Source organism: Nocardioides sp. NBC_00850 (assembly GCF_045207335.1).
In the GTDB taxonomy this organism is placed as follows: Bacteria; Actinomycetota; Actinomycetes; order Propionibacteriales; family Nocardioidaceae; genus Nocardioides.
Window position 1 is genome coordinate 201,370 of record NZ_CP108845.1, and the last position, 15,068, is coordinate 216,437.

Annotated in this window: 17 protein-coding genes and 2 tRNA genes; 7 read left to right on the top strand and 12 right to left on the bottom strand. The window is 67.4% G+C overall.

Annotated elements, in window-relative coordinates:
- Window positions 1-69: 69 nt before the first annotated feature.
- Window positions 70-1,473 carry a mycothione reductase gene (locus OH802_RS00955; RefSeq protein ID WP_406024265.1) on the bottom strand — a complete coding sequence of 468 codons (1,404 nt, stop codon included), beginning with the start codon at window positions 1,471-1,473 and terminating at the stop codon, window positions 70-72.
- 33 nt (window positions 1,474-1,506) lie between these two features.
- Here OH802_RS00955 and OH802_RS00960 point away from each other — a divergent pair, with 33 nt between their 5' ends.
- Window positions 1,507-1,719 (top strand): hypothetical protein, encoded by a 213-nt coding sequence (locus OH802_RS00960; RefSeq protein ID WP_406024267.1) that lies wholly within the window; start codon window positions 1,507-1,509, stop codon window positions 1,717-1,719.
- Between the two features lie 371 nt (window positions 1,720-2,090).
- Here OH802_RS00960 and OH802_RS00965 read toward each other — a convergent pair whose 3' ends face one another.
- The 9 genes from OH802_RS00965 to OH802_RS01005 all read right to left on the bottom strand — a co-directional run bounded on the left by OH802_RS00965 (window position 2,091) and on the right by OH802_RS01005 (window position 9,014).
- Window positions 2,091-2,708 (bottom strand): hypothetical protein, encoded by a 618-nt coding sequence (locus tag OH802_RS00965; RefSeq protein ID WP_406024269.1) that lies wholly within the window; start codon window positions 2,706-2,708, stop codon window positions 2,091-2,093.
- A gap of 277 nt (window positions 2,709-2,985) precedes the next feature.
- Window positions 2,986-3,516, bottom strand: a complete 531-nt coding sequence (locus OH802_RS00970; RefSeq protein WP_406024271.1) for an ion channel — start codon at window positions 3,514-3,516, stop codon at window positions 2,986-2,988.
- A 284-nt stretch (window positions 3,517-3,800) separates the two neighbouring features.
- Window positions 3,801-3,876, bottom strand: a tRNA-Ala gene (locus OH802_RS00975).
- 54 nt (window positions 3,877-3,930) lie between these two features.
- On the bottom strand, window positions 3,931-4,761 hold the full coding sequence (locus OH802_RS00980) for a hypothetical protein (RefSeq protein WP_406024273.1): 831 nt from the start codon (window positions 4,759-4,761) through the stop codon (window positions 3,931-3,933).
- 100 nt (window positions 4,762-4,861) lie between these two features.
- Window positions 4,862-5,461, bottom strand: coding sequence for a GNAT family N-acetyltransferase (locus tag OH802_RS00985; protein ID WP_406024275.1), 600 nt, complete (start codon window positions 5,459-5,461; stop codon window positions 4,862-4,864).
- Window positions 5,458-5,937, bottom strand: coding sequence for a molybdenum cofactor biosynthesis protein B (locus OH802_RS00990; RefSeq protein ID WP_406024277.1), 480 nt, complete (start codon window positions 5,935-5,937; stop codon window positions 5,458-5,460). Before OH802_RS00990 ends, OH802_RS00985 begins: the two co-directional genes overlap by 4 nt.
- Complete coding sequence (gene moaC, locus OH802_RS00995; RefSeq protein ID WP_406024279.1) at window positions 5,934-6,419, bottom strand: cyclic pyranopterin monophosphate synthase MoaC; 486 nt, start codon at window positions 6,417-6,419, stop codon at window positions 5,934-5,936. The genes OH802_RS00990 and moaC overlap by 4 nt, the downstream gene beginning before the upstream one ends.
- Window positions 6,419-7,627 carry a gephyrin-like molybdotransferase Glp gene (glp, locus tag OH802_RS01000; protein WP_406024281.1) on the bottom strand — a complete coding sequence of 403 codons (1,209 nt, stop codon included), beginning with the start codon at window positions 7,625-7,627 and terminating at the stop codon, window positions 6,419-6,421. The genes moaC and glp overlap by 1 nt, the downstream gene beginning before the upstream one ends.
- A 10-nt stretch (window positions 7,628-7,637) precedes the next feature.
- Window positions 7,638-9,014 (bottom strand): UTP--glucose-1-phosphate uridylyltransferase, encoded by a 1,377-nt coding sequence (locus OH802_RS01005; RefSeq protein WP_406024283.1) that lies wholly within the window; start codon window positions 9,012-9,014, stop codon window positions 7,638-7,640.
- 77 nt (window positions 9,015-9,091) lie between these two features.
- Here OH802_RS01005 and OH802_RS01010 point away from each other — a divergent pair, with 77 nt between their 5' ends.
- The 4 genes from OH802_RS01010 (at window position 9,092) to OH802_RS01025 (ending at window position 11,173) form a co-directional block, all read left to right on the top strand.
- Entirely contained in the window at window positions 9,092-9,655 is a 564-nt protein-coding gene (locus OH802_RS01010; RefSeq protein ID WP_406024285.1) for a 5-formyltetrahydrofolate cyclo-ligase, read from the top strand.
- A 59-nt stretch (window positions 9,656-9,714) separates the two neighbouring features.
- Window positions 9,715-9,993: an FmdB family zinc ribbon protein gene (locus tag OH802_RS01015; protein ID WP_406024287.1), complete on the top strand. Its 279-nt coding sequence runs from the start codon at window positions 9,715-9,717 to the stop codon at window positions 9,991-9,993.
- A gap of 102 nt (window positions 9,994-10,095) precedes the next feature.
- The gene (locus OH802_RS01020; RefSeq protein WP_406024289.1) at window positions 10,096-10,755 is read left to right on the top strand and encodes an SAF domain-containing protein; all 660 of its coding nucleotides are present in this window, start codon (window positions 10,096-10,098) and stop codon (window positions 10,753-10,755) included.
- Window positions 10,756-10,822: 67 nt separating this feature from the next.
- Window positions 10,823-11,173, top strand: coding sequence for an MscL family protein (locus OH802_RS01025; protein WP_406024291.1), 351 nt, complete (start codon window positions 10,823-10,825; stop codon window positions 11,171-11,173).
- Window positions 11,174-11,196: 23 nt separating this feature from the next.
- Here OH802_RS01025 and OH802_RS01030 read toward each other — a convergent pair whose 3' ends face one another.
- The gene (locus OH802_RS01030) at window positions 11,197-11,400 is read right to left on the bottom strand and encodes a hypothetical protein (protein WP_406024293.1); all 204 of its coding nucleotides are present in this window, start codon (window positions 11,398-11,400) and stop codon (window positions 11,197-11,199) included.
- Window positions 11,400-13,478, bottom strand: coding sequence for an LCP family protein (locus tag OH802_RS01035; RefSeq protein ID WP_406024295.1), 2,079 nt, complete (start codon window positions 13,476-13,478; stop codon window positions 11,400-11,402). Before OH802_RS01035 ends, OH802_RS01030 begins: the two co-directional genes overlap by 1 nt.
- Before the next feature lie 203 nt (window positions 13,479-13,681).
- On the opposite strand from OH802_RS01035, the gene OH802_RS01040 reads away from it, so the two are divergent.
- Together OH802_RS01040 and OH802_RS01045 are read left to right on the top strand one after the other, a co-directional pair.
- Window positions 13,682-13,757 (top strand) — tRNA-Arg (locus OH802_RS01040).
- A 356-nt stretch (window positions 13,758-14,113) separates the two neighbouring features.
- Entirely contained in the window at window positions 14,114-15,028 is a 915-nt protein-coding gene (locus tag OH802_RS01045; RefSeq protein WP_406024297.1) for a dihydrodipicolinate synthase family protein, read from the top strand.
- The last annotated feature ends 40 nt before the right edge of the window (window positions 15,029-15,068 follow it).

Genomic DNA, 15,068 nt, shown 5'->3' on the forward strand with positions numbered 1-15,068 from the left:
AGCCTAGGGTCCGCCCCGTCTGGACGGCTCGGGTGGCAGCGGTGATCGCATCGTCGTGGCACCCAGCGGTCACGCCAGCGGCAGGGCCAGCAGCGCGTTCTCGACGAGTTCGGGCATCGCCGGATGGATCCAGTACTGGTCGCGTGCCATCGTCCGGGCATCGAGGCCGAACTGCATCGCCTGGATCAGCGGCTGGATCAACGTCGGCGCTTCAGGCCCCATGATGTGCGCACCCAAGAGCGTGCCCGTGTTCGGGTCGGCCAGCAGCTTCGCGAACCCCGTGGTGTCCTCCATCGCCCAGCCGTAGGCGATGCCGGCGTACTCCTGGGTCGCGGTCACGTACTCGATGCCGCTGGCTCGGGCCTCCTGCTCGGTCAGCCCGACCGACGCGATCCGCGGTTCGGTGAACACGGCGTGCGGCACGTAGCGGTGATCGGTGCGGATCAGGTCCTCTGCGTGGAGCAGGTTGTGCGCAACGGTGCGAGCCTCGCGGTTGGCCACGTGCTTGAGCTGGTACGGCGAGCTGACATCGCCCAGGGCCCACACGCCCGGAACCATCGTGGCTTGGGTCTCATCGACCACGATCCGACCATCGGCGGTGAGCTCGAGCCCTCCGACCTCGGCCGCGATCAGGTCGCTGTTGGGCACCCGGCCGGTCGCGACCAAGAGCACGTCGGCCTCGAGGCGCTCCTCACCGTGGGGACCATCGAGGAACACCCGGACCCCGTCACCGCCTCCGTCCACTCGCTGGATCGCGCGGTTCAGACGCACATCCCAACGCTCACCGGTGATCTCGGTGAACCGGCGCGCGACATCGCGGTCCTGCTGACGCAGCAGCTGTCCGGAGCGGGCCACGACAGTGACCTTCACACCGAGGGAGGCGAAGATGTGGGCCATCTCCGCGGCGATGAAGCCACCGCCCATGATCACCATGCTCGCCGGCAGCCGCTCCAGCCGCATCACCGAATCGCTGGTGTGGAACCCGCTCTCGGCCAGCCCCGGGACATCGGGAACGGCCGGGCGGCTGCCCGCGGCGATCACGATCTGGTCGGCGCTGAGCGCCGTGGCATCGCCGGTCTCGGTGTCGACGACAGTCAGCTGCTTCGGTCCAGTGAATCGCGCGGTGCCGGTCAGCAGACTCGTGTTGGGTCGGCCGGTCTGCCGGTACTTCCGGCCGCCATCGGCGATCGGATCGATCCGCCCGAAGACCCGGTCGCGGATCCGCGGCCAGTCCGCGTCGTTCAGGGAGAGGTCGACGCCGAGTCGCCGCGCTTCACCCGGGGCTCCGGCCATATCGGCGGTGTGCACCAGCATCTTGGTCGGGATGCAGCCGACGTTGAGGCAGGTGCCACCGTACGAGCCTCGGGACCCAACCCCCTTCTCGATGTACACCACCTCCCAGTCGTCGAACCGCTCATCGACGATGGCGTTGCCCGAGCCGGAACCGATGATCACCAAGTCGACGTGCCGCATGTCCCCCATCATCGCCGGACGAACGCTCGGCGCATGGGTTTCTGGGCGCGAGCCGTGGACGATCGCGACTGGCTCGCAAAGGGCGTCCCCGCCACGATGGTGCAGGCCTGGATGGGGCACGCGTCGATCGCCACGACGAACATCTACCTGCACCATCTCGGAACGGTCGCTGACGAGGCTGGATTGGCCCGTCTGAACGGCTCGGGGGGAATCCGGGGGGAATCTTCACCGGAACGGCAGCACTAGCAACAAAGAACCCCGCCTGACCTTGTGCGTTTCCGCAGTTCAGGCGGGGTTCTTTGTTGGTGGAGCTAAGGGAATTCGAACCCCTGGCATTCTCATTGCGAAGGCTTGTCGACCCTCGTTCATGCGCTGAGCAAGGGCCCCGAGCGTTGCATCCGTTGCGCATCATTGCCCCCTCGGGGGGAATCAGGGGGAACGTACCGCTGACCGGGCAGACCGCCATCGTTCAGCGCGCAAAAATGAAAAAAGCGCCCGCGCCGGCAAGCGCCCGCCCCGGCAAGCGCCCGCGCCGGCAAGTGCACGTCGGTGGGCCAAGCGGGTGCGGAGAGTCCGAGCTGCGACGGGCGCCCCAAAGGAGTGCGTCGCCCATGACGTCAGACCGCCTGTTCCGGTGGCGTGGACAGCGGGGCGGTGGCTTTGGGGGCGGTGACCCACAGCATCCAGATGCCGTGCACTACGAAGGCCGAAACCGGGAACGCGGGGGTGATCTCCCTCGCCAGGTCTATCTGGTCCAGCAGCCACTCGCCCAACTTGTAGGTGGCTGCACCGAACAACCAGGAGGTGACATTGGCCAACAGCCACCAGGCCCAGCGCGTCGTGTCGTCGCGGAGTGCTGTTGCTTGGGAGAGGCCGATCAGGGGCCCGAAGACGAGTGCCTGGATGAAGCCGTTCTTGAATATCTCAAGGATGTCTCCTCCAGCCACCACGATGTCGACGGCTCCAGGCGCCAGAACGAACAGCCATACGATCAGCGATGGAACTGTCGTAGCGACCACCCACCGGCGGCGCCGGAGGCCCGGCATCCGCCGTCTGAGGACGTTCCACTGCCATCTCCCGAGCACGAGCCCCTGCACCGTTCCACCGATCAGAGCAACGAGCAGGATTGCGAGAACGCGGCTACTTCCGGCCAGCTTCTCCGTGGTGTCCGCTGCAAACAGCTCCAGAGCAACGCCGCCGAAGAGGATCGCAACGAAGGCCGACACGTTGACCACAAGCCAGCGTCCAAGTACGGGCCAACTCCACCACGAACTCGGCGTAGCCGCTGGTACGGCAGCCGCCGAAGAAGGTGTGACCATGCTGGACCACCCTCCGTTCACTGGCATCAACCAACATCCCTCAAGACACCACGAATCGGGGGGCGTCACCTCACCCAGGGCAGATGAACCGCAAAGTCCTCGCCAGCGTGGCCCTCTGACCGGGGCTTTGACCGCCGCGCCAGGACCTCGAACGCCGCGGTCGAGACCCCGACCGGAGGCATGTCCGGTCTTGTCAGGTTTGGCGCTCTTCATCGCGCCGGGCGACACCACGCCGTGCGGCGGAGGTGACCAGTCGGATCACCAGCCCCAGCACCACCAGGTTCAGGATCATCTGAAGCGTCACCAGGAGCCTCATGCTGTTGGTCTCCGCGAAGATGTCCCCGAACCCGACGGTGGCAAAGACTGTGACTGTGAAGTACAAAGCGGTCGTGTCGTCCAGGGGTTCGGTGAAGGCCGACGGGTCTTGAAGAGAGTTCCACAAATAGACCCGAGCGAAGATGAGCAAGTACAGCGGAACCAGAACAGCCATCGCCTCGACGGCACGCAGGATGGGAAACTTCGCCTGCACGATGGCCAGTATCTGGAGGCCCACGATCGCGGCGAACGCACACAGGCAAATGACCAGCCACACCACCTCGGAGATCCCGCCCGAGGTCCTGGTCGGGATCAGGTAGTACGCCGCGAACAACGCCCCGACCGAAAGCGTCACCCTGAGCATCAAGAGCAGACCGAGCTTCCAAGTCTGCCGGCGGGAAGCGGCCATCCCCGGCCCCAACTGAGCCATAACTCTCCACTCTTCCGCGATCGCCGGTCGGGCACCACTTTGTGGAAGCCGTCCGGCTCGCATCTGTTCACATGCAGGGTCGCCCAGACGAAGGGTGGACCCTTCGGGCGCGAGTCGCTGTCTCGATTGTAAGAGTCCCCCGGACTGGTGGGGTTGACGTAGGACGGCGGAGATCCGGGGGAATCTTCACCGGAACGGCAGCACCAACCACAAAGAACCCCGCCTGACCTTGAGCGTTTCCGCAGGTCAGGCGGGGTTCTTATTGGTGGAGCTGAGGGGATTCGAACCCCTGGCCTTCTCATTGCGAACGAGACGCGCTACCAACTGCGCCACAGCCCCAAGCGATGAGAAACGTTAGCACCTCGTCGCGGGTGTTACCCAATCAGTATGGCCTCAGGAGCCCGTGGCGCGGCCGCGGGCAGCCTCGGCGGCTTCGGCCGCGGCACGCTCGGCCTCTTCGGCCTGGCGGACGAGCTCGGAGTCGGCGGCGTTGCGACCCGAGCTCCACACGCCGGTGGCGTCCAGGTCGATGGTGCGGACCGTGCGGCGCGGCGCGGCCTCCTTGGAGACGTACGTCGGCAGAGGTGTCTCCACCGGCTTCCAGGAACCCGCGGGGAGGTGCTCGCCGGTGTCGTCGTGCTCGACGACGGCGACCAGGTCGCCGGTGTCCTGGTCGATGTCGAAGGTGACCCGGGGCGGGGCGACCGGCTCGGACTCGGGGAGGTCCTCGGGGAACGGGATCCGCGCCCAGACCTCACGCTGGTGGCGCACGCTGACCCGGCACGTGACGAGCCAGGCGACGACCAGCACGCTCGGGATCGCGATCCACACCGGCCCGAAGACACCGAAGCCGACGAGCGCGCCGACCACGGCGAGACCGAGGACGAGCACACCGAGCACGATGCTGCGGCGCTTGGCCGCGGCGTGAGCCGCGCGGCGGCGTACGGCCATCGGGACGGGTCGCGGAGCACGCCCTTGATCGGGCTCCGGGATCGCCTCGGCCTCCGCCTCCGGCTTCTTCGGCGACTTCTCCGTCACCAGATCGGTGGAGTCCTTGCCGGTGGCTTCTCGCCGTGCGAGGATCCGGCGGGACTTGGAGATGGCGGCGCTGGCCCGGCTCTTGGTCCCGTCCTCGGCCGTCGCTGTCTGTTCGAGCGCTTTGGGCACCAAGTACACCGCCCACGCCACGGCGAGGGCGACGAAGATGAGTGCGCTCGGGTCCACGTTAAGAAGCGTAGGAGCCATTACCAGCCCGTAGGCGGACGTGCAGTGGTGTGTCGCGTGTGACTTGTGTGATTTCAGGAGGACACGCCGAGTCAATGCCTCATTCAGGTGACAAACCGAGCCTGGCCAGCATTCCTTGGTGACATTCTTCAACCGTTATCGCGAAGATACGGTGATCTCTCCAGGCACCGTCGATATGCAGAAATCGGGGCGCATATCCGATCTCGTTGATGCCCAGTTTCTCCACGACACGGAGCGAGTTGGAGTTCTCCGGGCGGATGCAGATCTCGATCCGATGCAGCCGCGCGGCGGTGAAACAGTGGTCGATGACCAGCGCCACCGCCAGCGGCATCACGCCGCGTCCGGCGAAGCGCTGGTCGATCCAGTAGCCGATCGAGGCGAACTGCGCGGAGCCGCGCACGATGTTGTTGACCGTGACCTGACCAGCGAAAACACCGTCGACATCGATCGCGAACGGATAGGTCACGCCACGCTTGGCCTGACGCCTAAGACGACGTACGAGGCTCGCGAACGTCGTGGGCCGCGCGCTCGATCCCGGGGGAACGGTCGCGTCCCACTGGTGCAGCCAGGCCGCCGAACGGCGGCGCGCATCGGTCCATGCCTTGGCGTCGGTGCGGTCGAGCGGGCGTAGGGTCACCGCGCCGTGAGAGAGGACGGCGGGCCAGCCGGGATCGGTCACTGATGGTCGCTTCCTACACTCTGCTCCACGGCGTGGGGCAGCACCGGACGAAGGACCTCGATCGCATCCTTCACGCCACCCCGGGACCCGGGAAGGTTCACCACCACGCACGCTCCGATCTGACCGGCCAGACCGCGGGACAGTAGCGCCGTCGGGATCCCCTTGGCCACTCCGGCCGCCCTGATGCCCTCGGCGATGCCGGGGATCTCGCGATCGAGCAGCGGGCGGGTGACCTCGGGAGTGCGATCGGTGGGGGTCAGTCCCGTGCCGCCGGTGGTCAGGACGACCCGCGCCCCCTCCTCGGCCGCGCGGGCGATCGCCTCGCCGACCGGGTCTCCGTCGCGTACGACCTCGGGAGGACCGACCACGAAACCGAGATCTTCCAGAAAGGTGACCAGGAGGGGGCCGGTGGTGTCCTCGTAGACACCGGCCGAGGCGCGGTTGGAGGCCACGACGACGGTCGCTTTGAGGCTCATCGCTGGCTCTGCCCGACTTCCCAGGTACCCGACTTTCCGCCGGTCTTCGTCTCGACCCGGATATCGGTGATGACCGCCCGCTTGTCGACGGCCTTGATCATGTCCACGACGGTGAGTCCGGCGACCGCGACCGCGGTCAGTGCCTCCATCTCGACACCGGTGCGGTCGGTGGTCTTCACGGTCGCGGTGATCTCGACGGCGTCGTCAGCGACGCCCAGTTCGACCTTGACGCCCGAGACCGCCAGCGGGTGGCACAGCGGGATCAGGTCGGGGGTCTTCTTGGCGCCCATGATCCCCGCGATGCGGGCGACGGCGAGCGCGTCGCCCTTGGGTACGCCCTCTCCGCGGAGCAGCTCGATGACCTCAGGTGCGACCAGCACCCGCCCGGATGCGGTCGCCGTACGAGCCGTGACCGCCTTCTCGGAGACGTCGACCATCCGGGCCGCGCCGGTCTCGTCGACGTGGGTGAGTCGATCAGCCATCAGAACTCCACATCCAGCTCGATCACGTCCACCTCGGCGTTCTTGTCCAGCGAGGTCGTCTCCGGCGGGATGACGATCAGGCAGTTGGCGCCGGCGAGGTCCCCGATCAGGTGGGATCCCGGCCCACCGATGGGCGACACGCCGGCACGGGATCCGTCGTACCAACCGCGGAGGTACTGCTCCTTGCCCTTCGGGGAGCGCACCGCGTGGGTCAGGGCGGCGCGGCGTACGGGTCTGGCCTCGGGGGTCATGCCCATCAGCCGACGCAGCGCCGGGAGCACGAAGAGCTCGAAGGAGACGAACGAGGAGACCGGGTTGCCGGGGAGGCAGAGGACCGGAACCCGCTCCTCGCCGATCCGGCCGAACCCCTGCGGTTTGCCCGGCTGCATGCTCACCGGGCCGAACCAGACACCCTCCGGGGTCAGCGCCTCCTTGACCACGTCGTAGTCGCCCATCGAGACGCCGCCGGAGGTCACCACCAGGTCGGCGCGGACGAGCTGGTCGGAGAGCGCGGTCATGAACGCCCGCGGCTCGTCAGGGACGATCCCGACGCGGTAGGCGATCGCGCCGGCCCGGCGAGCGGCGGCGGCCAGCAGGAAGGAGTTGCCGTCGTAGATCGAGTCGTGGCCAAGAGTCTCGCCGGGCTCGCGCAGCTCGGTGCCGGTCGAGAGCACCACGACCCGGGGGCGCGGGCGCACCGCCACCTGCGCGCGGCCGACGGAGGCGATCAGGCCCAGATGGCGCGGGCCGAGCACCGTGCCCGCGGGGATGAGCAGGTCACCCTTGGCGACGTCCTCGCCCGCGTAGCGGACGTGCTGGGCCTCCTCCGGCGTCTGCCGGATCTCGACCTCGGCGACGCCCCGGTCGGTCCACTCGTACGGCACGACCGTGTCGGCACCCGTCGGCAGCGGAGCGCCCGTCATGATCTTCGCCGCCGCACCCGGCGGGAGCGCCAGCAGCGAGGCCTGCCCGGCACCGATCTCACCGAGCACCGGCAACCGCACCGGAGCCTCTGCCGAGGCGGTAGCGACATCGGCGTAGCGGACCGCGTAGCCGTCCATCGAGGAGTTGTCGAAGCCCGGCAGCGCGACCTCGGCATGGATGTCCTCCGCCACCGCCAGCCCGAGGCAGTCCATCAAGGGCTGCGGGTAGGCCGGCATCGGCTCGAGGTCGGCCAGGATTCGCTCGCGGTACTCGGCGGGGGTCACCCCGCCAACACTAGTCGGAGAGAACTGTCGCGGGCGCGACGCGTTCGGCGTCGGCGCCGTCGAGCGAGACCGCGCCGATGACCTGGACGCCCTTGCCGAAGGTCCAGTCGCCATTGACGGTGAGCGAGGACGCCTTGCGCAGTGACGGAGCGCCCTCAGGGAAGCGCTCGTCGAAGTTCGCGACGTACTTGTAGTAGTCGCCGTCCAGGTCGATGAACGGCACCACGTCGGCGACCTGGTCGAGCACGAAGTTGTCGCCGATGTCGTAGACGTCGGAGCGGAGGACGAGGAGGTCGTTGGTCGTCTTGACCGGCACGAACCGGTCGCGACCGACCTCGATCAGCTGCGAGCCCTGGAAGACCTCGATCGCGGCGCCCATGGCGGTCTCGATCTGGACGACCTTGGGGGTCTTCGGGTCGGCGGGGTCGACGGTCTTCTCGTTGCGGATCAGCGGCAGGCCGAGGATGCCGTCGCGCTCGGAGAGGACCTTCTTGAGCGCCTTGAGGTCGAACCAGATGTTGTTGGTCGAGCAGTACTTGTGGCGGTTGAGGTCCTGCAGCGCCACCTTGTCCTCGTCCAGGGTCTGCGCGGTCTCACGCAGGATGAGGCGGCCGTCGGACTTGCGGCGCGCGAAGTGACCGCCCTTGCGGTCGCTCGGGGTGCGGCGTACGGCCTCGATGGCGAAGGGGGCACCGGACTTGGCGAACCAGCCGGCGACCTTCTCGTCGGGGACGGCGCCGAGGTTGTCGGAGTTGGAGACGAAGACCCGCTCGTAGCCCTGTTCGATGAGCAGGTCGAGGAGCCCGGTGTCGAGCAGGGCGGTGTAGATGTCGCCGTGGCCCGGCGGGCACCACTCGAGCTCGGGGTCCTTGGGCCACTCGACCGGGGTCAGGTTGTCGACGAGCAGGCGCGGCTCGCGGTTCTGCAGAAACTCCAACGGCAGACCCTCGACCGGCAGGTCCTGGTAGCGCTCGAGCGCGGCCAGGCTGTCCTCGGATGTGCGGAAGGAGTTCATCAGCAGCAGCGGGAGACGTACGTCGTACTTCTCCCGCATGTGCAGGATCTGGCGGGCGATCACGTCCAGGAAGCTCAGACCCTTGCGCACGCACAGCAGCGACTTCGCGCGGTCCATGCCCATCGAGGTGCCGAGGCCGCCGTTGAGCTTGATCACCGCGGTGGTCGAGATGGCGGCGTGCGCCTCCTCATCGGTGACCACGGCGTCGCTGATCGACGGGATGTCGACCGGCTCGATGGTCTCCTCCGGGATCATCCCGGTCTCACCGTGCTCGAGCTGGCGGTAGTAATGTGCGAATGTCTGCACCGCGACGTCATCTACGCCGGCATCGCGCATCTTCGCCATTGCCTTGGCCAAACCTGGGCTACCCATAGAGGAAAGCCTAGGCTGTCGTTGTGTCGGGTTCACACACCCCTCCGGGTTCTGATAGTCCAGCCCCCGCTGACTTCGTGGGGCGCAAGACTGCCTTACGCGACCAGTTGCTGACCAGCCGAGGGCGCATCGGGCTCCCTCGGTTGGGTTCGCTCGCGCGTTCCCTGTCGCAGGTGGTCACTGATATTCCAGACGTACGCAGCGCCGGAACGGTTGCGCTCTACGTCTCGATTGGCACCGAACCGGGCACCGGACCTCTTATCGACGAGCTGGACGCGGCCGGGAAACGCATCCTCCTGCCCTGTCTTCTGCCGGACAACGACCTGGACTGGGCCGCCTACGACGGAGAGTTGGTCCGGGCGCCTCGGGGGCTGCTGGAGCCCGGCGGGGAGCGGTTGGGCGTCTCCGCGATCGCCGGCGCTGACGTCGTTCTCGTCCCCGGCCTGGCCGTCGACTCACGTGGGCATCGAATGGGGCGTGGCGGCGGATCCTACGACCGCGTCCTGGCTCGGGTGCCGGCCGGAACCTTTACCTGCGTCCTTCTCTATCCGTGGGAGATCGGCGTCTCGGTGCCGGTCGAGGCGCACGACCGGGCGGTCGGAGCGGCCGCGAGCGCGGAGGGAATGCAGCGCTTCTCCTAGGCGTTCGCTAATATTGGCAGTCGCGCCCGTCGAGTGCCAGATTCTGTTCTAGGAGAAACGTGCCCACCTATCAGTACGCCTGCACCGAGTGCGGCCACGCCTTCGACCAGTTCCAGAGCTTCAGCGACGCCTCGCTGACCGAGTGCCCTGAGTGCGGCGGCAAGCTGCGCAAGGTCTTCAGCGCCGCCGGCGTCGTCTTCAAGGGCTCCGGCTTCTACCGCACCGACTCCCGGTCCGGGTCCTCCTCGACGACGTCCTCCACGTCCTCCACGTCCTCGACGACGTCGTCCTCGAGCACCTCCTCCCCGACGCCGGCCGCCTCCAGCTCCTCGGACTGAGACCCACCCGCGGCGGCGGGTTATCCACAGGGTCATCCACAATCTGACCTGGGCTGTGGATAGCGAGATGCGGGAATCGCGAGCGCGACTTAGCGTGCCCGCATGTTCACACGAATCACGTCCCTGTCCCGCCGCGTACGCCGCGGAGTCCTCGCCCATCGACGCCTGCTGGCGTTCCTGCTGACCGCCTCCGCGGTCGCGATCGGGTTCTCGGCCACCCGGCCGGACCCACCCGACACCTCGACGATGGCGGTCGCCTCCCGAGATCTGCCGGTCGGCACGGTCCTCACCGCTGCCGACCTCACCGCCGTCTCGACCGACCCCGCCAACGTGCCCGCTGACCTCGCCGATGCGCCGCTCGGTGAGCGCCTGGCAGCGCCCCTTCGGCGCGGCGAGCCCGTCACCGACGTACGTCTCGTGGGTCCCGAGCTGACCGAGGGACACCCCGACCTGGTGGCCGTCCCGGTCCGGCTCCCAGACGCCGAGATGGCCGGGCTGCTCCATGTCGGCGACACCGTCGACCTCTACGCCACCGACCCGGCCACCGCCGAGACCGCCCGGGTCACCACCGACACGCTGATCCTCAGCCTCCCTCAAGGCGCGGAACCGAGCCGCGATGATTCCATGGCACAAGGAAAGACCGAGGGGTTTGGCGTCACGAACACTTCGGCGGGGCGTCTGGTCATCGTCGGAGTCGCCGAGAACAGCGTCGAGGACGTCACATCAGCAGGGGTGGGTGGCTACCTCACCTTCGCGTACTGACGGCCAACGCACGCCATATCCGGGGTCTCCTTCACCTCACACAATGAGCAACAGGAGAAAGCAAGAAATGAGCGGTTTCAAGAAGTTCCTACTTCAGGGCGACCTGATCAAACTAGCGGTCGCCTTCATCATGGGCGCCGCGTTCGCTTCGGTGGTGACAGCCACCGTCACGGTGATCATGGACCTGATCGGCAAGCTCGGCGGCACGCCTGACTTCTCCGGTTGGACGCCCGGCGGGGTCCACCTCGGCGACTGGTTCACCGCGGTGATCGCCTTCGTCATCATGGCCGCGGTCGTCTACTTCATGATCGTGAAGCCCTACACCCACGCCAAGGAGCGCTTCTTCCCGGAACCCGACCCGGGCGAGACCGAGATCGACATCCTCAAGCAGATCCGCGACAGCATCGCCGTTCGCTGACGCATTCGCGCCCAGGTGCCGTCTCACCCACCGTGGTGAGGCGGCACCTGCGATTTCAGCCAACGATCCGACGCCGACTCCTCCGACTCCGCCGACGACTCCCGCTCGTCGCTGGTCGTCTCGGGAAGTACGTCACCGAAGATCCGCGCCAGCCTCTGCTTGCGCTTCCACTCCGGCTCCTCCGGTTCGTCCGGCTCTGGCGCTTCAGGTGAGGTGTCCTCAGCCATCAGCACAGTCCCGCACGCTCGCGTGCTGCCTTCGCCTCTTCGGCGATCTGGGCAAGCTCTTCCTCGGATGCGCTGGCACTGCCCGAGGCGGTGTCCGCCGACTCGCCGGAACCGGCCTCGTCAGTGGGTGACGACTCCGCCGTCTCGCCGTCGGTCGCGGTGTCGTCTGGAGCTGCGTCGCCGTCGCCCGAGCTCTTGCTCTTCTTGCCCGAGGCCTCTCCGGCGTCCAAGGCTCCAGCGGCGATCTTCTTGGTCAACGGCTTGTCGTTCGCGATCGCCCTGAAGACGTTCTTCGCCTTCTCCTCATCGAGAACGACGGTCGCTTCAGGGTTCTGAGGATCGGCGACCGTGGGGATGGTGAGGAACTTGATGTTCTCCATCCCGATGCTCTGGAACCCGGAGCCGATCTTCGCCATCGTGTCGAGGTTGTCCTTGAGGCCCTCGTCCATGGTCAAGCCCTTGGTCGCAGCGTTCAGGAAGCTGAGCACCTTCGTGGGGCTGGACAGGGTGTCGCCGGAGAGCAGCTTGGCCGCCATCGCGCCGATGAAAGCCTGCTGGCGTTTGGACCGGTCAAGGTCACCACCGTCACCGAGGCCATGCCGCAAGCGCACGTAGTTGAGCGCCTGCTTGCCGGTCAGCTTCTGCTCACCAGCGTCGAAGTGAGCGCCGGTGTACTTGTCGTCGACCTCCTTAGGAAGGCAGACGTCGACCCCATCGATGGCATCGACCATGCCCTTGAAGCTCGCGAAGTCGACCACGACGAGATGGTTGACGGTGATGTCGCACTTCTCACCGCACAATTCGCCGGCCACGGACTCCAGCTGCTCGACCGTGCAGGTCGGACCGGCCGCCGCGTACGCAGCATTCCACCGCACGTACTCAGCCGGGGCGGTCTTTCCGTCCTCGGTCTTGCACGAGGGCCGGTTCACCATCGTGTCGCGCGGGATCGAGACGCCGTAGGCAAATTTTCGGTTGGCAGACAGGTGCAGCAGGATGTTGGTGTCCGAACCACCACCGCTCGCACCGTCGACGCCACATCCCTTGCAGTCACGGCTGTCCGAACCCATCACGAGGATGTTGATCGGTTCCTTCGGGCCGACGTCAGCAGCCTTCTCGCCGAGACTGACGGTGCTGATGTTCGACCGCAGGCTGCGGTAGGTGTAGACGGTGAACAGCCCGACGAGCAGAGCCAGAACGAGCAAGGTCGAGCTGAGCACCTGCCACACACTGACCCGCGGCTTGTCACGATCCTCGCGCTCGTCCTCCGGGTAGGGGGCGTACGGCTCCTGGTAGCCACCCTCGGGCGGATAGCCGTCGTAGGACTCGTCGTCATAGCCCGAGGCGTACGCAGCACCCCGGCGGCCCGGGGCGGGATAGGCCTCGTGGCGGGCCTCGTGCAGCTCATCGCGTGAGGACGTACGCCCTCGGGGCCGGTCGGCCGGGTCAGGCCGGGGCGCGACAGTGGTCGCGCCGGGGTCGTTCCAGTCGAACTCGCGGGCGGCCGGCGGCGCGAGCTGCTGGTCAGGGACCTCGGGCGCGGGAGGAGCTGGGTGCGGATCCTGGCGATACCACTCCGGCGCAGGCGCGACCGCGGTCTCCTCAGCGGAGGGAGCAGGGGCGGGCGGCGGAGGTATTCGGCGCGCTGGGCGCGGCGTCTCACGCAGCGGAGGGGCTACGGCCGTCGCGTCCGGGGCGTTCCACTCCTGAGGGGCGGGAGGGACAGGCGCCGGCGACGGCCCGGGAGTCCCCCGGCCCAAAGCCTGATAGCGCTCCGCCCGGGTCGGCTCCCGCCGCACCGGTTCCGCACGCGGTGCTTCGACGGCGGGCGGCTCGGGCTGAGCCGGCTCCTGGCGGGCCGGACGCGCAGCCCGGCGGCCACCGCCCGATGAACCAGGCCCGGGAGGCGGCGGCGACACGAACTCGGACTGCGGACGCGCAGCTCGCCGGCCACCGCCCGGCTCCACCGACGGCTGGTCGGTCGGTACGTCGGCGACCCGAGCACCACGGCCGGAATGAGTCCCCCCAGACTCGTTGCTCTCAGGCTCGTCGGCGCCGTACATCCACTCGAATCCGGACACGCCGGAGCCTGAATCCGCACCCCCACGTCGGGGAGGCATGGAGGCGTCAGGCATAGATCACCGTCACTCGTCGCTGGTCATTGGGGGGATTCGGGTTGAGTCGACGGTGACTCAACCTACGCGAGGGCCCCAAGTTTGACCCCTCACCGCACCGAACCCCAAACCGTAGTATCACCCGTCACCATGGCAAGATATTCGCGAATGCCCCAGTAGCTCAGTGGATAGAGCAGCCGCCTCCTAAGCGAAAGGTCGCAAGTTCGACTCTTGCCTGGGGCACCAGACAAGCAGAGCAGCCGTCCGGCAGTTCCCCATTTGCACCAGCGGCCGTGGCCGAAGCCGGCCCAGCAGCGGACCCTGCTGACGACCCAGGGCTCGCGCCCTGACGCAATTGGCATCTCGCGTCTCTACCCGCACCTGCGACGCGTGGTTCGACCACAAGACACCGGGTCGACGGCTTCCTCGTGCCCACCCCCGAGTCGAAGGTCGAGGGCTGCCCCCCACCTTTCGGCTCCGTAGGCGCACGCCCAAAGCAAAGTTCTCAGCGGCCCCTTGACTCTATGAGGTCCGTCACACACCATGGATGGGAACGTTCCCGCTAACGTTCCCATCCGATTCAGACACGAGGAGCCCAGCTCATGAACCTCGACCTTCGCGGCCTCACTCCCGCGCCCGTCACACCATTCACTCGCGACCTCGAGGTCGACTACGACGCACTCGCCTCACTCACTCGGTGGTACGCCTCGATCCCCGGCATCACCGGCCTCGTCTACCTGGGCCACGCCGGAGAGGGCACCTACCTCACTCCGGAGGAGCAGGTGCGGGTGATCGAGGTCGCTGTGGAGAACGCCGGCGACGTACCCGTGATCGCCGGGATCACCGGAGAGGGCGACAAGGTCGCCGGACTCGAGGCCAAGCGAGCAGCCGAGGCCGGCGCACGTGCCGGTCTTCTCTACCCCTCGCACGGCTGGCTGCGCTTCGGCTACCAGAAAGGCGCTCCGCAGGAGCGCTACCGCATCGTGCACGAGGAATCCGGCCTCCCGCTGATCCTGTTCCAGTACCCCGACGCCACCAAGGCCAGCTACGACCTCGCGACTCAGCTCGAGATCGGGGCCCAGCCCGGCGTCTTCGCAACGAAGAACGGGGTGCGCAACATGCGCCGCTGGGACACCGAGATCCCTGTCCTTCGCCAGGAGCTCCCGGACCTGCAGATCCTGAGCTGCCACGACGAGTACCTGCTGCACACCATCTTCGATGTCGACGGTCTGCTGGTCGGATACGGAGGCATCGCGCCGGAGCTGCTCGTCGAGTTCATCGCGGTCGGCAAGGCGAAGGACTACCCCGAGGCTCGCCGCATCCACGACACCCTGCTCCCGGTCACCAAGAATGTCTATCACCGCGGGTCACACATGGAAGGAACCGTCGCACTCAAGCTGGCCCTCGTCGAGCGCGGCAAGCTCGAGCACGCCGCCGTACGCCCGCCGCTGCTGCCACTGGCGCCCGAGGCCCAGGGCGAGATCTCGCTCGCGCTCAAGCACGCCGGCATCATCTGAGCCCGACCTCAGGCACCCGAGCTGTCCCAACACGGTGCCG

Bases quoted from the DNA above. Each gene is read 5' to 3' on its own strand.
- OH802_RS01030 (WP_406024293.1), bottom strand. From the start codon at position 11,400: ATGGCTGAGGACACCTCACCTGAAGCGCCAGAGCCGGACGAACCGGAG.
- OH802_RS00990 (WP_406024277.1), bottom strand. From the start codon at position 5,937: ATGAGCCTCAAAGCGACCGTCGTCGTGGCCTCCAACCGCGCCTCGGCC.
- OH802_RS01005 (WP_406024283.1), bottom strand. From the start codon at position 9,014: ATGGGTAGCCCAGGTTTGGCCAAGGCAATGGCGAAGATGCGCGATGCC.
- OH802_RS00970 (WP_406024271.1), bottom strand. From the start codon at position 3,516: ATGGCCGCTTCCCGCCGGCAGACTTGGAAGCTCGGTCTGCTCTTGATG.
- OH802_RS00955 (WP_406024265.1), bottom strand. From the start codon at position 1,473: ATGCGGCACGTCGACTTGGTGATCATCGGTTCCGGCTCGGGCAACGCC.
- OH802_RS01020 (WP_406024289.1), top strand. From the start codon at position 10,096: ATGTTCACACGAATCACGTCCCTGTCCCGCCGCGTACGCCGCGGAGTC.
- moaC (WP_406024279.1), bottom strand. From the start codon at position 6,419: ATGGCTGATCGACTCACCCACGTCGACGAGACCGGCGCGGCCCGGATG.
- OH802_RS00960 (WP_406024267.1), top strand. From the start codon at position 1,507: ATGGGTTTCTGGGCGCGAGCCGTGGACGATCGCGACTGGCTCGCAAAG.
- OH802_RS01045 (WP_406024297.1), top strand. From the start codon at position 14,114: ATGAACCTCGACCTTCGCGGCCTCACTCCCGCGCCCGTCACACCATTC.
- OH802_RS01025 (WP_406024291.1), top strand. From the start codon at position 10,823: ATGAGCGGTTTCAAGAAGTTCCTACTTCAGGGCGACCTGATCAAACTA.